Origin of the sequence: Cupriavidus gilardii (assembly GCF_017598945.1) — a bacterium.
GTDB lineage: Bacteria > Pseudomonadota > Gammaproteobacteria > Burkholderiales > Burkholderiaceae > Cupriavidus > Cupriavidus gilardii_E.
In genome coordinates, this window is record NZ_JAGFTW010000012.1 from 144673 (window position 1) to 162791 (window position 18119).

The 18119-nt window shown below is 68.1% G+C and carries 17 protein-coding genes; 15 read left to right on the forward strand and 2 right to left on the reverse strand.

What is annotated here, in order from left to right; all coding sequences use genetic code 11:
* Nucleotide 1: 1 nt before the first annotated feature.
* Nucleotides 2–688 (reverse strand): TetR/AcrR family transcriptional regulator, encoded by a 687-nt coding sequence (locus J5T34_RS06765; protein ID WP_244258726.1) that lies wholly within the window; start codon nt 686–688, stop codon nt 2–4.
* Nucleotides 689–886: 198 nt separating this feature from the next.
* On the opposite strand from J5T34_RS06765, the gene J5T34_RS06770 reads away from it, so the two are divergent.
* The 6 genes from J5T34_RS06770 (at nt 887) to J5T34_RS06795 (ending at nt 7069) form a co-directional block, all read left to right on the forward strand.
* Nucleotides 887–1630 carry an SDR family NAD(P)-dependent oxidoreductase gene (locus J5T34_RS06770; protein ID WP_208579168.1) on the forward strand — a complete coding sequence of 248 codons (744 nt, stop codon included), beginning with the start codon at nt 887–889 and terminating at the stop codon, nt 1628–1630.
* A gap of 304 nt (nt 1631–1934) precedes the next feature.
* Nucleotides 1935–2837, forward strand: coding sequence for an amidohydrolase family protein (locus J5T34_RS06775; protein WP_208579169.1), 903 nt, complete (start codon nt 1935–1937; stop codon nt 2835–2837).
* Between the two features lie 57 nt (nt 2838–2894).
* A complete protein-coding gene (locus tag J5T34_RS06780; protein WP_208579170.1) occupies nt 2895–3809 on the forward strand; it encodes an amidohydrolase family protein in 915 nt (304 codons plus the stop codon).
* A gap of 73 nt (nt 3810–3882) precedes the next feature.
* Nucleotides 3883–5283 carry a UbiD family decarboxylase gene (locus J5T34_RS06785; protein ID WP_208579171.1) on the forward strand — a complete coding sequence of 467 codons (1401 nt, stop codon included), beginning with the start codon at nt 3883–3885 and terminating at the stop codon, nt 5281–5283.
* Entirely contained in the window at nt 5280–5903 is a 624-nt protein-coding gene (locus J5T34_RS06790) for a UbiX family flavin prenyltransferase (protein ID WP_208579172.1), read from the forward strand. Before J5T34_RS06785 ends, J5T34_RS06790 begins: the two co-directional genes overlap by 4 nt.
* Entirely contained in the window at nt 5900–7069 is a 1170-nt protein-coding gene (locus J5T34_RS06795; protein WP_244258727.1) for a CobW family GTP-binding protein, read from the forward strand. The genes J5T34_RS06790 and J5T34_RS06795 overlap by 4 nt, the downstream gene beginning before the upstream one ends.
* 85 nt (nt 7070–7154) lie before the next feature.
* Here J5T34_RS06795 and J5T34_RS06800 read toward each other — a convergent pair whose 3' ends face one another.
* Nucleotides 7155–8195, reverse strand: coding sequence for an AraC family transcriptional regulator (locus tag J5T34_RS06800; RefSeq protein ID WP_208579173.1), 1041 nt, complete (start codon nt 8193–8195; stop codon nt 7155–7157).
* Nucleotides 8196–8468: 273 nt separating this feature from the next.
* Here J5T34_RS06800 and J5T34_RS06805 point away from each other — a divergent pair, with 273 nt between their 5' ends.
* The 9 genes from J5T34_RS06805 to J5T34_RS06845 all read left to right on the forward strand — a co-directional run bounded on the left by J5T34_RS06805 (nt 8469) and on the right by J5T34_RS06845 (nt 18022).
* Nucleotides 8469–9815, forward strand: a complete 1347-nt coding sequence (locus J5T34_RS06805; RefSeq protein ID WP_208579174.1) for a nucleobase:cation symporter-2 family protein — start codon at nt 8469–8471, stop codon at nt 9813–9815.
* An 83-nt stretch (nt 9816–9898) separates the two neighbouring features.
* A complete protein-coding gene (locus J5T34_RS06810; protein ID WP_279633731.1) occupies nt 9899–11269 on the forward strand; it encodes an amidohydrolase family protein in 1371 nt (456 codons plus the stop codon).
* Nucleotides 11270–11470: 201 nt separating this feature from the next.
* Nucleotides 11471–11650, forward strand: a complete 180-nt coding sequence (locus tag J5T34_RS06815) for a hypothetical protein (protein WP_208579175.1) — start codon at nt 11471–11473, stop codon at nt 11648–11650.
* A gap of 684 nt (nt 11651–12334) precedes the next feature.
* Complete coding sequence (locus J5T34_RS06820) at nt 12335–13273, forward strand: LysR family transcriptional regulator (RefSeq protein WP_208579176.1); 939 nt, start codon at nt 12335–12337, stop codon at nt 13271–13273.
* Nucleotides 13274–13387: 114 nt separating this feature from the next.
* On the forward strand, nt 13388–14023 hold the full coding sequence (gene queE, locus J5T34_RS06825; RefSeq protein ID WP_208579177.1) for a 7-carboxy-7-deazaguanine synthase: 636 nt from the start codon (nt 13388–13390) through the stop codon (nt 14021–14023).
* Between the two features lie 43 nt (nt 14024–14066).
* Nucleotides 14067–14543, forward strand: a complete 477-nt coding sequence (gene queD, locus J5T34_RS06830; RefSeq protein WP_208579178.1) for a 6-carboxytetrahydropterin synthase QueD — start codon at nt 14067–14069, stop codon at nt 14541–14543.
* 49 nt (nt 14544–14592) lie between these two features.
* Complete coding sequence (gene tadA / locus J5T34_RS06835; protein ID WP_208579179.1) at nt 14593–15189, forward strand: tRNA adenosine(34) deaminase TadA; 597 nt, start codon at nt 14593–14595, stop codon at nt 15187–15189.
* Nucleotides 15186–16127 carry a muramoyltetrapeptide carboxypeptidase gene (gene ldcA, locus J5T34_RS06840; RefSeq protein WP_208579180.1) on the forward strand — a complete coding sequence of 314 codons (942 nt, stop codon included), beginning with the start codon at nt 15186–15188 and terminating at the stop codon, nt 16125–16127. Before tadA ends, ldcA begins: the two co-directional genes overlap by 4 nt.
* 272 nt (nt 16128–16399) lie before the next feature.
* Entirely contained in the window at nt 16400–18022 is a 1623-nt protein-coding gene (locus tag J5T34_RS06845) for an ABC-F family ATPase (protein WP_208579181.1), read from the forward strand.
* Nucleotides 18023–18119: the final 97 nt, after the last annotated feature.

Here is an 18119-nt window from a genome sequence, read left to right on the forward strand (position 1 = left end):
CTTATGGCGCGGCAGATTTTCCGCGCCGTCGCGGTGTCGCTGTTGTGGGGGCTGGCGCGGAGGCCGGCGCCGGTGCAGTGACCGGTTCGTCCAACGCTTGCAGGCCGTCCCACACCCGCATCGCGCAGTCCACCACCCGGTGCAGCCGTTGGCGCGAAGCCCCGGTGCGGGCCTGGATCGACAAGCCCTGCAGCACCGTTTCGAAATACGCGGCAAGGGCGCCGACGTCCGTGTCGGCTGGCAGCTCGCCGGCCTCGACGCCCTGTTTGAGGCGCCGGCGTACCGACTCTCCCACCGTACGCAGCTTGCTCGACAGCATGGTCTTCATCTCGCTGTCCTCGTCCGGGCAGGAGGCGGCGACCGATACCACCAGACAGCCGCGTGGCGTCGTGGGGTCGCAATAGGCATCGACGTTGTCGCGTAGCATCGCCTCGACGGCGGCGCGCGCGGTGGGGCGGGCCAGCGCCGGCGTGGTGAAGTTCATGGTGCGCTGGTACAGCGCCGTGGCCTCGCGGAACAACTGGGCCTTGTCGCCGAAGGCGGCATAGAGGCTGGGGCGGTTGATGCCCATGGCGGCGGTCAGCTCGCTCAGCGACGCCTGTTCGTAGCCGCGCTCCCAGAACACGCGCATCGCCGCCTGCAGGGCGGTGTCGCGGTCGAAAGCACGGGGTCTTCCTCGTTGGCTCATGGATGGAACGGTGAATTCTGTACTGACCGGATAGTAAATCCCTTGACCGTCGGCGACAACGTGCCAATAATTCGCTTTAAATTTGTACCGACGAGTACAAATTGTAGATGAAACACCCGATGCCGCTTCGGCTGCCCTCTGGGCGGCGAGTCGGCGGACCCGGATACCGCGTTGAACAACACGTTGAAGGAGCAGGACATGGCATCACTGCAAGGAAAATCGGCCCTGATCACCGGCGGCAGCCGGGGCATTGGCGCGGCGATCGCGCGCCGGCTGGCCGCGGAAGGGGCGGACGTCGCGCTGACCTACGCCAGCGCCGAACAACAAGCCGAGGAAGTGGCAGCGCAAGTGCGCGCGCATGGACGCCAGGCGCTGGCGATTCGCGCCGACAACGCCGATCCCAAGGCCGTGGCCGACGCGGTGGCGCGCGCGGCCGAGCAATTCGGCAAGATCGATATCCTGGTGAACAACGCCGGCATTTTCCGCGTCGGCCACCCGACCGAGCTGACCGTTGACGATTTCGACATCACGATGGCCGTCAACGTGCGCGCGGCCTTTGTCGCGGTCAAGGCGGTGGCGGCGGTGATGCCCGATGGCGGCCGCATCATCTCGATCGGCAGCAATCTGGCGGTGCGCGTGCCGGGGCAGGGCATGTCGCTGTACAGCGCCAGCAAGGCGGCGCTGGTCGGCATGACGCAGGGCCTGGCGCGCGACTTCGGTCCGCGGGGCATCACGGTCAATGTCGTGCATCCCGGTTCGACCGCTACCGACATGAATCCGCCGGACGGCCCGCACGCCGAATGGCAGCGCTCGCTGATGGCAGGGCCGCAGCGTTTTGCTTCGCCGGACGATGTCGCCGCCGTGGTCGCCTTGCTGGCCTCGCCCGAAGCGCAGGCGGTAACCGGCGCGGCATGGACCATCGATAACGGCACCAACGCCTGATCGAACGCCTTATCGCGGGAAGGTGGGCACGGCAACATCCGCGTTCACGCTTCCCGCTTGACAGCCGAATTTCCACGGCGGTATAAAGGCGCCGTGGGTAGAAGCGGTCGATTGAACAGGCAGCGGCGCAATGCCGCGATCGTTCAACTGGAGATTGCTCACTGACGGAGTACCGTCGGTGGCGCATTCTTCCAACGCTCCCCCTCGACAGTGCTCCCGAACGCAACGCGCGCCCGGCCCGTCCCGCAACGACAGGCCCGGTCCCGCATGCCTTCAACCTGCAGCATTGCGAGGAGACACCCGCATGATCATCGACACCAGTTGCTATCCGACCAACCTGGTCGATCTGGCATGGCGGCACGATGGCGAGCCTTTCACCGGCGAGCGCCTGATCCAGATGATGGATGGCCCATTCCTGATCAACGGCAAGCCGCGCCGCATCGATCGCGCCTTTATCCAGCCGCCGCAAGGCAACACCATCTACACCTGGACCGACGGCACCAGGTCGGGCAGCGAATCGATCGACGCCTATATGGCCTACACGGTCGAGATGGTGCGCAAATATCCCGACCGCTTCATCGGCTGCTTCGTCTACAACCCGCGCTGCGGCGTCGAGAATGGCGTCAACGCGATCGACCATTACGTGCGCAAGCTGGGTTTCAAGATGGTCCAGTTCCAGGCCAATATGCACGCCTACCGGCCCGATCGCGCGCTCGACTGGCTGCGTCCGGCGCTGCAGAAATGCGCGGAGCTAGGCGTGCTGGTCAAGCTGCATACCGGCGACGGCCCCTACAGCATCCCGACCGAATGGGTGCCGATGATCAAGGAATTCCCGACGGTCAATTTCATCATGGCCCACTTCGGCGTGCAGACCGGCGGCGTCTATTGCTTCGAGCCGTTCCAGATGGCGATGGACATGCCCAACGTCTATTGCGAATCGGGCTGGTGCCTGCAGTCGCGCATCGTCGAATTCGCCAAGGTCTTGCCCAAACACAAGATCCTGTTCGGCTCCGATACGCCGCCGAACGAGCCGGGCATGTGGCTGCGTTTGCTGGAGGTGCTGTGTTTCGAGCCGCCGCAGGGGCTCAATCTGGACGAGGACACGCTCGAGGACTACCTCGGCAACAACGTCGCGCGCATGATCGGGCTCGAACCGACGCCGGTGCCGCGCACGATCGAAGAGGCCCGCGCCAGGCTCGCCGCCTGATGTCCGCCCCGATCGTTTTCGTTCCCAGATAACGCAGCCCCGCACGGAGCCACTGCAATGATCATCGACACCCATCTGCATCCCACCAACCTCGTCGACGAGGCCTGGCGCCATACCGGCGAACCGTTTACCGGCGAGCGCCTGCTCAAGATGATGGACGGCCCCTACCTCATCAACGGCAAGCCGCGCCGCATCGACATGGGTTTTATCCAGCCGCCGCCCGGCAATACCGGCTATCGCGACGGCAATCGCCGCGGCCGCGAAGGCGTGCGCGACTACATGGCCTATGTGGCCGAGCTGTGCCAGAAATATCCGGACCGCTTCATCGGCAATTTCACGTTCAACCCGCGCTGGGGTCCGGAAGAGGGCGCGCTCGAGCTCGAATACCACGTCAAGGAATACGGCTTCAAGATGATGAAGCTGCATGCCAACATGCACGGCTATCGTCCGGACCGTGCGCTGGATTGGCTGCGGCCCGCATTGAAGATGTGTGCCAAGTACAACGTCGTGGTGCTGATCCATACCGGCGACGGGCCGTACACGATTCCGACGATGTTCTATCCGATCATCCGCGAATTCCCGATGGTCAATTTCATCATCGGCCATTTCGGCATCCAGACCGGCGGCAACTATTCGTTCGAGGCGTTCTGGATGGCGATGGACACGCCGAACGTCTATTGCGAATCGGGCTGGTGCTTCCAGTCGCGCATCGTCGAATTCGCGCGCCAGTTGCCGCGCAACAAGATCGTGTTCGGCACCGACACGCCGCCCAACGAGCCGGGCATGTGGCTGCGCGAGCTGGAGATGCTGTGCGGCCCCGCGCCGCAGGGCATGGATCTGGACGAGGACGGGCTCGAGGACTACATGGGCAACAACATCGCCCGCCTGATCGGTCTGGAGACCACGCCGCCGCCGCGCACGATGGAGGAGGCGCAGGCCCGCCTGACCGATACCTACGCCGGCCTTCGCTGAACGGCCCTGCGCAAGGCGGCCGAGCCGGGCGCGCCCTCGTGCGCGGCCCGGCCGGTGTGACAAGGAGAGATCGATGACATCGCGCCTCTATTCCGGACGCTATTCGTCCTCACAGGACTTTCGCGACTTCCTGGCGGCCTATCGCGCCGCGCACCCTGACGATGTGCTGGTGATCGGCGAGGAGATCGGCGCGGATCAGGATGCGACCGCCGTGGTCTGGCAACTGGCCGCGCAGGGGCGCCATCCGATGCTGGTGTTCGAACGCGTGCGGGGTCTGGATGCGCCGCTGGTGACCAATGTGTTCGCCTCGCGCGAACGCGTCGGCCGGCTGCTCGGCGTCGCCGCCGACGGGATCCACGCCGAATACCAGGCGCGCAGCCGCCGCCTGGTGCCGCCGCGCGAGCTCGACAGCGGGCCGGTGCTCGAGGTCGTGCAGACCGACGGCATCGACCTGCGCTCGATCCCGGCGATCCGGCATTTCGCCACCGATCGCGGACCCTATATCACCAATGCGATCCTGATCGCGCAGGATCCCGAGACCGGCATCGGTAACGCCAGCTATCACCGCTCGATGGTGCATTCGCCGGACGGCATCGCCACCAGCCTGCATTCGCGCGGACACCTGTGGCGGATGCAGCAGCAGGCCGCCGCGCGCGGCAAGCCGCTGCCCGTGGCAATGGTGATCGGCGCGCATCCGCTGTTCATGCTGGCCGGTGCGGCAAGGCTGCCGTACGGCGTCGACGAGCGCCACGTCGCGGGCGGGCTGTTCGGCGCACCGCTGGAGGTCGTGCGCACGCCGCGCCATGGCATCGCGGTACCGGCCAGCGCGGAGATCGTGCTGGAAGGCGTGATCGACCCGGAGGCCCGCGTCGACGAAGGACCGTTCGGCGAGTTCACCGGCTATTCGTCGGACCGCTCGACCAACAACCTGCTGCGCGTCGAGACGATCCTGCGCCGGCGCGACGCGATGTTGATCGACGTGGTCGGCGGCAATTCGGCCGAGCACCTCAATCTCGGGCGGATTCCGCGCGAGTCCGAGATGGTCGAGAAGCTCAAGGAGCGTTTCCCGAGCGTTACCGCGGTGCACTACCCGAGCTCGGGCACGCATTTCCATGCCTATGTCGCGCTCAAGCCGATGCGTGCCGGCGAGGCGCGCCAGGTCATGCTGGGGTTGCTGGGCTGGGATCCGTACCTGAAGACCGTGATCGCCGTCGACGAGGATGTCGATATCACGCGCGACGAGGAGGTGTTGTGGGCCGTCGCCACGCATCTGCAGCCGCATCTGGACGTGGTCATCGTCGACGGCCTGCCGGGCAGCGCGCTCGATCCGTCCGCCTCCGGAGCGGGCACCACCTCGCGCATGGGGCTGGACGCGACGCGCGGTCCGCAGTTCGACGGCATCCGCGCGCGCATCGGCGACGATGCGATGGCGAGGGCGGCGCGGCTGCTCGGCGAAGCCATGGGGCGCCCATGAGCCGGCGCCTGGTCGTCGCGATCACCGGCGCCAGCGGCGCGATCTACGGCGTGCGCCTGCTGCAGTGGCTGGCGCAGCAGCCGGACTGGCGCACCGATCTGGTCGTCACGCCATCGGGCTGGCTGACGATCCAGCACGAGCTCGGACTGCGCCGCGCGGAGGTCGAGGCGCTGGCCGACGTCGCACACAACGTCCGCGACATCGGCGCCACCATTGCCAGCGGCTCCTACCGCTGCGCCGGCATGGTGGTGGCGCCGTGCTCGATGCGCACGCTGGCCGCGATCGCGCATGGCATCGCCGACAACCTCGTCACGCGTGCCGCCGACGTGATGCTCAAGGAAAGGCGCCGGCTCGTGCTGCTGCCGCGCGAGACGCCGCTGCATCTGGGCCATCTGCGCAATCTGACCGCGGTGACCGAGATGGGCGCGATCGTGCTGCCGCCGGTGCCGGCGTTCTACCACCGGCCCAGCACGATCGACGATCTGGTCAACCATACCGTCGGGCGCACGCTCGACCTGTTCGATATCGACCATGCCGGTCTGGTCGCGCGTTGGCAGGGGATGCGTCCCGCCACGGCCGACGCGATGCCAGCGGCCATGGCAGAGGAGGAGACACGATGAACGCCTTTACGACAGAAGCGGTGCGCCCGGCCACCGTCGAGCAAGCCGCTGGACACGATGCCGCGCGCCAGGCCGTGCCGGTGCCGGTGACGATCCTGACCGGCTTTCTCGGCGCGGGAAAGACCACGCTGCTGAACCATATCCTGACCGAGCGGCACGGCCATCGCATCGCGGTGATCGAGAACGAGTTCGGCGAGGTGGATGTCGATTCGGATCTGGTACTCAGCTCCGACGAGGAGATCTACCAGATGACCAACGGCTGCATCTGCTGCGTGGTCGACGTGCGCACCGATCTGGTTCGCATCCTGCAGAAGCTGCTGGCGCAGCCGGAACGCTTCGACCACATCATCGTCGAGACCAGCGGCCTGGCGGACCCGACCCCGGTGGCGGCGACCTTCTTCATGGACCACGAGGTCGCGCGCGAGGTCGCGCTCGACGGCGTGGTGACGCTGGTCGATGCGCTGCATATCGAAAGCCATCTGGACGATCCGCGGCTGCGCGGCTTCGACAATCAGGCGGTCGACCAGATCGTCGCGGCGGACCGCATCGTCATCAACAAGACCGACCTGGCCGATCCGGCGGCGGTCGACGCGCTGGAGTCGCGGCTGCGCCGGCTCAACGAGGGCGCGCGGATCCTGCGTTCGAACTATGCGCGCGTGGACCTGCGGCAGATCCTGGGCATCGGCGGGTTTACGCCGGGGCTGGCCGTGCTCGACGACAGCGAGGACGAGCACGACCACGATCATGATCACGATCACGATCACGATCACGGCGAGGACCACGTCTGCGACGAGCACTGCGGCCAAGACCACGGCCACGACCACGGCCACGACGGCGGCCATGACCACCAGCACGCGCACCGGCACGACCCCTCGGTTTCCTCGGTCTCGCTGGTGTTCGACCGGCCATTCGACGGCGATCGTCTCGCCAGCGCGATCCGCGCCTTGCTGGCGGCGCAGGGCGACGACCTGTTCCGCATCAAGGGCATCGTGGCCGTCGCCGGCAGCGAGCGGCGCCATATCCTGCAGGCCGTGCACCGGCAGCTCGATCTGCATGCGGGCGAGCCGTGGCTGGACGCGTCGCGCGACAGCAAGCTGGTCTTTATCGGCCGCAACCTGGACCGCGCGCGCCTGCAGACGATGCTGGGAATCTGCCTGGCACGCTGAGGACATGGCGTAGCGGGCCGGCGCCGTGGCGGGCAGGGCGGGAAAGCGCCGGCCGCCACGGCACCGATCGAATCGGTGTCCGCCGCTATCCTTCGCGCCGCTGCGCCCGGCGCAAGGTCTCCGACGGCAGCTCGCCGAATTCGCGCCGGTATTCGCGCGAAAACATGCTCAGATGCGAGAAGCCGTGCCGCAGCGCGATCGCGGTCACGGCGCCGGGCTGCGGCGGGGCCCGCAGCAGGCTGTCGCGTGCGCCTTGGAGGCGCAGCAGCCGCAGATACTCCATCGGCGTCGCGTTCTTGCTGCGCCGAAAGCCGACCTGCAGCGAGCGCTCGGACACACCGCAATGGTCGGCGAGTTCGCGCATCGTGATCGGGCGATCGAGATTGCGGCGCAGATACTGGATGGCGCGGCGCACATAGGCCGGCAGCGTCGGCTGAAAGCGTCGCGGCAGCGTGGCGCCGTCGCCCGAGAACTGGTCGAACAGCAGCGTCGACACCACCATATGCTCGATGCTGGCGTCGATGGTCGGATTGGCGGACCCAGCCCGGCGCGTGCGCATCTCCGCGCGCAGATACCCCACCAGCGCGTGCCAGCGCTCGGCCAGCCTATTGACCTCATCGAGCCCACTACCGCCGGCCAGCCGCGTCGCGAACGCGATCGGCGCCGGCGGCTCGAAGCCGAAATGCTCGCGGAACGCATGCTCGATCGCGCGCCGGCGCAGCACCACGCAGAAGCGTTCGCAGGCTGCGTCGAGCAGCAGCCGCGTGCGCTGCGTCGGCGAGGCAACCAGCGTGCTGCCCTGCGGGAAATGCTGCGACTGGCCCTCGGTGAGCGCCTCGCAATGACCGGACAGCGTGGTCTGAATCACGTATTCGTCCTTGCCGGGCTGCGGCTCGATTTCCATCGCCGTGCTGTAGCGGATGTCGACCAGCGACAGCTGGCCGATATGGCATTGCTCGATCTCGACGTGCAGCGGGGCCTCGGCATCGAGCGGCCGCACCCGCGTGGGCCCGAACAGCCGCGTGCACAGCGCCTCGACATGCGGCAATTCGCTGGCATGGAATCGATGGACGGCGCCGAGGGCGGGTGCGGAAACGTCCGCGGGAACGTCGGAAGGCGGCTGCATGGAAGCGCGGATCAAGGGATGCGATGGCAGGCACCCGGAGCGGCGGTGCGCGCTATCGTAAGGGCCGCCATTGCCGACGGCAAAGCCGGGACAAACCCGCAGCGCCGCGGCATCGCCATCGTCTTCTCCCAACCCATCGCGCACGGCGGATTCACATCGCTGCGCTTTGCGCCTATCGCCTTCGCAATTGCGCTATGACCGCGCGGGGCTGGCCGCTACTGTGGCTGCAGGCGCCGCTACGAGCGCCCTTCAGCCACCACCAAGGAGACGACGATGGCTTCGCCCCAACACCCGGTCGACGCGGTGCTGCCGCCGCGCGCCATGCTTACGCTGGGCTTCCAGCACATGTTGGTCAGCTATCTGGGCGCGATCACGGTGCCGATGATCGTGGCCGCCGCGCTGAAGATGACCCCGGCGCAGACCACGCTGTTGATCAGCACCGCGCTGTTCACCTCGGGCATCGCCACGCTGCTGCAGACCGTCGGTTTCTGGAAGTTCGGCGTGCGGCTGCCGATCATGCAGGGCGTCGCCTTCAGCTCGGTCGGGCCCGTGATCGCGATCGGCACCGATCCGTCGCTGGGCTTCCAGGGCGTCTGCGGCGCCATCATCGGCGCGGGCGTCATCACGCTGCTGCTGGCGCCGGTGATCGGGCGGCTGCGGCAGTTCTTCCCGCCGGTGGTGACGGGCTGCATCGTCACCGCGATCGGCCTGTCGCTCTTCCCGGTCGCGTATCAATGGCTGGGCGGCGGGCGCGGTGCGCCGCAGTTCGGTGCGCCCGTGTTCTTCGCGGTGGCGATCGGCGTGGTCGCGCTGATCCTGGCGATCAATCGCTACGGGAGCGAGTTTCTGCGCAATCTGTCGGTGCTGATCGGCCTGCTGGCCGGCGCGGCGGTCGCGACCGCGCTCGGCATGGGCGACTTCACCGAAGTGGGGCGCGCGCCGTGGTTCACGATGGTGCAGCCGTTCGCGTTCGGCCTGCCGGTATTCGATATCGGCGCGATCGTCACGATGACCATCGTGATGCTGGTGCAGATGGTCGAGTCGATGGGGCTGTTCATCGCGATCGGCGATCTGGTCAAGCGCCCGGTCAGCGAGCGCGAGGCGACCAACGGCCTGCGCGCCAACGGCCTGGCCAGCGCGATCGGCGGCATGTTCGCGGCCTTTCCGTATATCGCCTTCATGGAGAACGTGGGGCTGGTGATCGTGACCGGCGTGCGCAGCCGCTGGGTGGTCGCCACCTGCGGCGTGATGCTGTGCGCGGTCGCGCTGGTCCCCAAGATCGGCGCGCTTTTTGCGTCGATCCCGGCCGCGGCGCTCGGCGGCGCCGCGCTGGTGATGTTCGGCGTGGTCGGCGCGGCGGGCATCAAGACGCTGGGCCAGGTCGACTACGAACACAACCGCTCGAACCTGACCATCGTCGCCATCACGCTGGCCTGCGCGCTGATGCCGGTGATCATGCCGTCGGTGCTGGAGAAGCTGCCCGAAGCGCTGCAGCCTTTCGTGCACAGCAGCGTGATCATCGCCTGCGTGGTTTCCGTCTTCCTGAACCTGCTGCTCAACGGCCTGCCTGGCCGCGACGCACCGCTGGCCCGTGCCGGCGAACATGCCCCGGAGATCTGACCTTGACTGAAGTCCAATGCCGCAACGAAGCGTCGCACAACGAAGATTCGCGGAACGAGCCGAGGAACAAGCCGTGCGAGAACCTGCTGATCCGCGGCGCCGCTGCGGTGATGACGGGCCTGGCCGGCCCGGCGGCGCGCGCCGGCGCGGCGGATATCCGCATCCGCGACGGCCGCATCGCCGAGATCGCGGCGGGACTCGCGCCGCTGCCGGGCGAACGCGTGCTCGATGTCACGGGCTGCGTGGTGTATCCGGGCTGGATCAATACGCATCACCATCTGTTCCAGAACCTGCTCAAGGCCGTGCCCGCCGGCATCAACGCCGATCTGCAGGCCTGGCTGGCGGCGGTGCCGTATCCGCGCCTGGCGGCCTTCACGCCCGAGGTGCTGCGTGCCGCGGTGCGGCTCGGCATGGCCGAGCTGCTGCTGTCGGGCACCACCACCTGCGCCGATCATCATTACCTCTATCACCATGGCCACGGTGCCGAGACCGGCGATCTGCTGTTCGAGGTGGCCGAGGAAATGGGGATGCGGCTGGTGCTGTGCCGCGGCGGCGCGATCCAGTCGGCCGCCGATCATCCCGGCATGTCGAAGACCGCGCTGGTGCCGGAGACCCTCGACGAGATGGTCGCCGATATCGAACGGCTGAAGGCGCGCTATCACGACCCGGCCGGCGATGCGATGCGGCGCGTCGCGGTGGCGCCGACCACGCCGACGTTCTCGCTGCCGCCCGCGATGCTGCGCGAACTGGCCGAGGTCGGCCGCGGCCTCGGCCTGCGCCTGCACACGCATCTGTCGGAGACCGACAACTACGTGCGCTTCTGCCGCGAGAAGTATCGCTGCACGCCGGTGGAATTCGTCGGCGAGCATGGCTGGCTTGGCCCGGACGTCTGGTTCGCGCATCTGGTCACGCTGTCGCCCGACGAGATCCGCATGCTGGCCGCGACCGGTACCGGCATGGCGCACTGTCCGGTCAGCAACGCGCGGCTGGGCAGCGGCGTGGCCCCGGTACGCGCCCTGGCCGATGCCGGCGTGCGTATCTCGCTCGGGGTGGACGGGGTCGCCTCCAATGAATCGGGCAGCATGGTCAACGAGGCCAACTTCGCCTGGCTGGTGCACCGCGCGGTCGGCGGCGCCGCGCAGACGACGGTGGAGGAGGTGATTCACTGGGGCACGGCGGGTGGTGCCGCGGTGCTGGACCTGCCGCGGATCGGCACGCTGGCGCCGGGGCAGTCGGCCGACCTGGCGATCTACGACGTCAGCGGCCTGCGCTTTCACGGCTTTCACGACGTCGCCGCCGCCCCGGTGGCGGCGGGGGAACCGACGCCGGTGCGCCACGTGTTCGTGCGCGGGCGTCAGGTCGTGCAGGACGGCGCGATCGTGGGGCTGGATCTGGAAGGGCTGCGCCGCGAGGCGTACGACGCGATGCAGGTGTTGCAGAGGGTCGCGGCCTGAACGGCCGAGGAGGGGGAGCAGGGTCTGAGCGCGCCGGCGACGGCGCGCTTCAGCCCGGCTTAGCGGCCGCTGGAGCCGCCCGAACCTCCCGTACCACCGGTACCGCCAGAGCCGCCGCTGGTCCCGCCCGAGCCGCCCGTGCCGCCCGAACCCATGCCGCCAGTGCCGAGGCCCCCGGTGCCTGTACCGCCAGAGCCAGAGGTGCCTGTGCTTCCCGAACTGCCGGGGCTGCCCGGGCTGCCGGAACCCGGCGAACCGGTGCCGGAGCCGCTGGTCCCGGAGCCGCTGGTGCCGCCCTTGCCCGAGGCACCGCCGCTGCCGCTGCCCGAGCGTCCGCGCGGGGCACTGGCGCTGCTCTTGCTGTCCGAGCCGCCGGACTGATAGCCGGAGGTGCCGCCGCTGCCGCTGGTGCTGCCGCCGGTCCCGGTGGCGCTGGTCCCCGTGCCGGGGGGCGCACTGGGCCCGGCGCCGGCACTGCCGCCACCGCTGCCGCTGCCGCCACTGCCGCCACTGCCGCCGCTGCCGCCGCTACCGCCACCGGCGCCTTGCGCGAGGGCCGCGCCGGTCGCAAGCGCCAGGCAGGAGGCGAGCGCGGCTGCCAAGGTCGTTGCTTTCATGGTGTCTCTCCAGGATGTGTGATATCGCCGGGCGTCGCCCGGCGTTCTGTCTTTGCGCGCAGACGGGCTAACGCGACGCAAGTTGCATGCCGTGGCGGCATGGATCACATGCGCGGGGCGGGGCGCAGACACACTTGAAGCATTGGCCGGCAAGCGGTGCAGATTTCGCGCGTGGCGGCGGGCTTGCCGCGCGCCGCCACGCCGTTCGCATGGCGTTCAGTGCGACATCGCACCGGCGGTGCCGTCGGCGCGATCGAGGCGCCCGCTCGCGGTCTTGGCATAGACCAGCAGCCGCGGTCCGGTATCGGGTATCGGGTATCAGGTATCGGAATGGCCCGCATTGTGGCCCTGGTCGCCTTGCCGATTAATCCGTTAATATGCAGAAAATATTTGATTGGCAGTCAACAATCTCGCGCTCCGACTGCCTTCGCTCCGCAGGCACCCCGCCATGAAGATGACCCTCGAAGAACTGCTCGCCTTCGTCACCGTGGTCGACAGCGGCTCGATCACCGCGGCCGCCGATCAGCTTGGCCAGACCGTCTCCGGCGTCAGCCGGGCGCTGGCGCGGCTCGAGGACAAGCTGGCCACCGCGCTGCTGCGGCGGACCACGCGGCGGCTGGAGCTGACCGAGGAGGGCGCCGCGCTGCTGGCGCATGCCCGCGCCATCCTGGGCGCGGTCGATCAGGCCGAGGACCAGATCGCGCTGCGGCGGCAGAAGCCGGCCGGCAAGCTGCGCATCAACGCGGCTTCGCCGTTCATGCTCCATGTGGTGGTGCCGCTGGTCGACGACTTCCGGCGCGCCTATCCCGAGATCGAGCTGGAACTGCACAGCAGTGACCAGATCATCGATTTGCTCGAGCACCGCACCGATGTCGCGATCCGCATCGGCGCGCTGCGCGATTCGACGTTGCATGCCCGGCCGCTGTGCCACAGCCGTCTACGGGTGCTGGCAAGCCCCGCCTACCTGAAGGCGCACGGCCGGCCGCGCTCGGTCCGGGAGCTGGCCGGACACAGCCTGCTCGGCTTTACGCAGCCGGACAGCCTGAACCGCTGGCCGCTGCGCGACGAGGCCGGCAACGAGTTCGAGATCACGCCGGCGGTGTCCGCGTCCAGCGGCGAGACGCTGCGCCAGCTGGCGCTGGCCGGACAGGGCGTGGTGTGCCTGGCCGATTTCATGACCGCGCAGGACCGGGCCCGCGGCGACCTGGTGCAGCTGTTTCCGCGGGAGACGCTCGATGTGCGCCAGCCCATCCATGCGGTCTACTATCTGAATACCCAGCTGTCCGCGCGGATTGCCTGCTTTCTGGACTTTCTCGCGTCGCGGATGCAGGGCGAAGCGCCGGACCGGGCCACGTTGGGCGGAGCTGCGAGGCGTCTGCGGCATTGAGGTGTCTTTGGTATACTGTCGCGTTTCCCCGCGCGATCGGGAACGCCTCGCCCGAGGCTAGCACCCCATCGCCAATCTTCCAGGTCGAACCGACAGGTCGAGCCAACCCCAAGCATGACTTACGCCGTCAAGGAAATCTTCTACACGCTGCAGGGCGAGGGCGCCAACGCGGGCCGCGCCGCCGTGTTCTGCCGCTTCGCGGGCTGCAATCTGTGGAGCGGCCGCGAGCAGGATCGCGAGCAGGCGATCTGCCGCTTCTGCGATACGGATTTCGTCGGCACCGACGGCACGCTGGGCGGCAAGTACCGCAACGCCGAGGAACTGGCCGCGCAGGTCGCCTCGCAATGGCCGCAAGGCACGGGCGGGCGTCCGCTGGTGGTCTGCACCGGGGGCGAGCCGCTGCTGCAGCTCGATGCGCCGCTGATCGATGCGCTGCATGCGCAGGGCTTCGAGATCGCGATCGAGACCAACGGCACGATCGCCGTGCCGGACGGCATCGACTGGGTCTGCGTCAGCCCGAAGATGGGCGCCGAGCTGGTGGTCACACGCGGCGACGAGCTCAAGGTCGTGATTCCGCAGCCCGGCCAGGACTTCGCGGCATACGAGGCGCTGGATTTCCGCTATTTCCTCGTGCAGCCGATGGACGGCCCGCTGGCGCGCGAGAATACCGCCCTCGCGGTCGATTTCTGCCAGCGCCATCCGCGCTGGCGCCTTTCGCTGCAAACCCACAAGATGCTGGGCATCCGCTAGCAGCCGGTCGTTCGGCTCCCAACGGTACTCGGCACCGGTCTTCATGAACAAGCAAGTCTCGATCACGCGCCGGCTCGAATTCGACGCCGGCCACCGCATCCCCAACCATGGCGGCCAATGCCGCAATATCCATGGCCACCGATATCGGCTCGACCTGACGCTGTCGGGCGAGGTGCTGCATCGCGAGGGCGCGGCCGACGAGGGCATGATCCTGGATTTCAGCGATATCAAGGCGCTGGCCAACCAGCATCTGGTCGACAAGTGGGATCACGCCTTCCTGATCTATCGCGGCGACACCGCGCTGCTGGAATTCCTGCGCGGCATGGAAGGGCACAAGACCGTGGTGCTCGACGCGATCCCGACGGTCGAGAACCTGGCGCAGATCGCCTTCGACATGCTGGCGCCGGTGTTCAAGGACTGCTTCGGGCATCATCTGCAGCTGACCCGCCTGGTGCTGTTCGAAACGCCGAACTGCTGGGCCGAAGTGTCCGCGCCCGCCGCCGCGCCGGCGCAGGACTGAGCCAGACACCGCGCCTGCCGCCGCGCTACCGTCGACCCACTACGCGCCGATGACCGACACGCCGCCGCCGTTGCCTGTTGTTGCCACCGCCACGCCGCCGTTCGACGGCCCGATGGCCGACGAGCGCGACGAGCGCTTCATGCGCGCCGCGCTGGAAGAAGCGCGGCTGGCGGAAGCGGCGGGCGAGGTGCCGGTGGGCGCGGTGGTGGTATGGAACGACGCGATCATCGCGCGCGGCCACAATCTGCCGATCCGCTCGCGCGACCCTTCCGCCCATGCCGAAATGCAGGCGCTGCGCGCCGCCGCGCAGGTGATCGGCAACTACCGCATGCCCGAGTGCGAGCTGTACGTGACGCTGGAGCCGTGCGCGATGTGCAGCGGCGCAATGCTGCACGCGCGGCTGCGCCACGTGGTGTTCGGCGCCACCGATCCGAAGACCGGCGCCGCCGGCAGCGTGCTCGATCTGTTCGCCGAAGCGCGGCTCAATCACCAGACCACGATCCGCGGCGGCGTGCTGGCCGACGAGTGCGGGCAGCTGCTGCGCGACTTCTTCCGCGCGCGGCGGCGCGCGCAGAAGGCCGAGCGTACCGTCGTGCCGCCCGCCGCAGAACCGTCATCCGACTCGCAGGGAAAGCCCGACGCATGAACGCGCCCATCGAAGTCCGCCTGATCGCTCCCTCCGGCTATCCGCACGACATGGCCGTCGCCGCGCGCGGCTGCGACTGGCTGCAGGCGCACGGCTACCGGGTCGCCAACCCCGAGGTGCTGGCCCGCCGCCATCTGCGCTTCGGCGGCACCGACGACGAGCGGCTGGCCGATCTGCATGCCATCGGCAGCGGCGCACCCGGTGCGCTGACGCTGGCGGTGCGCGGCGGCTATGGCATCGCGCGGCTGCTGCCGCGCATCGACTTCGCGCGCATCGCCGAGCAGGCCGGCCGCGCGGGCACGCCGATCGTCGGCCACAGCGATTTCACGGCGTTCCAGCTCGCGTATCTGGCCAAAGCCGGCGGCATCACGCTGGCCGGCCCGATGCTGTTGGCCGACTTCGGCGCCGAGCCGGTCGACCCCTTCATGTGGCGGCATTTCGAGGGCCTGCTGCGCGCAGCGACCTACACCGTCGAGGTCGAGGCGCCGCAGGACGGCGGCCAGCCGTTTTCCGGCGAGGTGGCGGGCACGCTGTGGGGCGGCAATCTGGCGATGCTGTGCAGCCTGCTGGGTACGCCGTACCTGCCGCAGGTCGACGGCGGCATCCTGTTCCTCGAGGACGTCAACGAGCCGCCTTACCGCGTCGAACGGATGCTGCTGCAGCTCGAACAGGCGGGCGTGCTGGGCACCCAGCGTGCGGTCCTGCTCGGCGACTTTTCGAGCTACCGCGTCAGCGATTACGACAACGGCTACGATCTGCCGGCCGTGGTGGCCTATCTGCGCGAGCGCCTGCCGGTGCCGATCCTGACCGGGCTGCCGTTCGGACACTGCACGCGCAAGCTGACGTTGCCGGTGGGCGGGCAGGGCGTGCTGCGGGCCTCGGCGGATGGCTTCACGCTGACGATGTCGGGGCATCCGCGGCTGGCCGGGCCGGCCTGAAAGGTCCGGCAGGGTCCGGCAGGGTTCGCCAGGGTCCGGCGCCGCCATCCCCGCGCCGGATTGGGCGAGGAATGGTAAAATTGCCGATTCTTCGCGAGGTGAAGGGCCCAGGCCTGTCCGGCCACGCGCCACGGTTGCTCCGTTGGCCAGCCCGCCGCGCCATGCGGCACGCCGTCGGCAGCTTTCTCCCGATCGTCCAGTCGCGGCTTGCCGATCCGCCGCCTTCACCGGCCGCCCCCACCGTTACACCGCATTCCAAAAGGTTCTTCGACGTGCTATCTACCGCAAACATCACCATGCAGTTCGGCCCCAAGCCCTTGTTCGAGAATATCTCGGTCAAGTTCGGCGAGGGCAACCGCTACGGCCTGATCGGCGCGAACGGCTGCGGCAAGTCCACCTTCATGAAGATCCTCGGCGGCGACCTGGAGCCCAGCGCCGGCAACGTGATGCTCGAACCGGGCGTGCGGCTGGGCAAGCTGCGCCAGGACCAGTTCGCCTATGAAGACATGCGCGTGCTCGACGTGGTGATGATGGGCCATACCGAGATGTGGGCGGCGGCGCAGGAGCGCGACGCGATCTACGCGAACCCCGAGGCGACCGACGAAGACTACATGAAGGCCGCCGAGCTCGAGGCCAAGTACGCCGAGTACGACGGCTACACGGCCGAGGCGCGCGCCGGCGAGCTGCTGCTGGGCGTCGGCATTCCGACCGACCAGCACCAGGGCACGATGAGCAATATCGCGCCGGGCTGGAAGCTGCGCGTGCTGCTGGCGCAGGCGCTGTTCTCGAATCCGGACGTGCTGCTGCTGGACGAGCCGACCAACAACCTGGACATCAACACGATCCGCTGGCTGGAACACGTGCTCAACGAGCGCAATTCCACCATGATCATCATTTCGCACGATCGCCACTTCCTGAACTCGGTCTGCACGCACATGGCCGACATGGACTACGGCACGCTGAAGGTCTACCCGGGCAACTACGACGACTACATGGAAGCGTCGATGCAGGCGCGGGAACGCCAGATGGCCGCCAATGCGCGCGCCAAGGAGCGGATCACCGAACTGCAGGACTTCGTGCGCCGCTTCTCGGCCAACAAGTCCAAGGCGCGCCAGGCCACCTCGCGCCTGAAGCAGATCGACAAGATCAAGGTCGAAGACATCAAGCCGTCGTCGCGCCAGAACCCGTTCATCCGCTTCGAGTTCGAGAAGAAGCTGCACAACCTGGCGGTCACCGCCGAGAACATCAGCAAGGCCTACGACCGCCGGATCCTGAACAATCTGTCGCTGTCGATCCAGGCCGGCGAGCGTGTCGCCATCATCGGCGAGAACGGCGCGGGCAAGACCACGCTGCTGCGCTGCCTGCTGGACGGCGCGGTGCAGACCGGCGTGCAGCGCGGCATCGAGGTCGACCACGGCACGGTCAAGTGGGCCGAGAACGCCAATGTCGGTTACATGCCCCAGGACACCTACGAGGAGTTCCCGGAAGAGACCAACCTGATGGATTGGATGACCCAGTGGACGCAGGCCGGCGACGACGACCAGTCGCTGCGCGGCACGCTGGGCCGGCTGCTGTTCTCGGCCGACGACATCAAGAAGTCGGTCAAGGTGCTGTCCGGCGGCGAGAAGGGCCGCATGATCTGGGGCAAGCTGATGCTTGGCCGCCATAACGTGCTGGCGCTGGACGAGCCGACCAACCACATGGACATGGAGTCGATCGAATCGCTGCAGATCGCGCTGGACAAGTTCACCGGCACGCTGATCTTCGTGTCGCACGACCGGGAATTCGTCAGCGCGCTGGCCACGCGGATCATCGAGATCCGCACCGACGGCACGGTGACCGATTATCTGGGCACCTACGACGAATACCTGGAGTCGCAGGGGATCGCCGGCTGACCGGCTGACCGGCTGCTCGGCTGTTCGCCCGCCCACCTGCCCATCCGTTCGCTGCCCGCTGTGCCTGGGCAGCGGACGAACGAAGGCCGCAACGCAT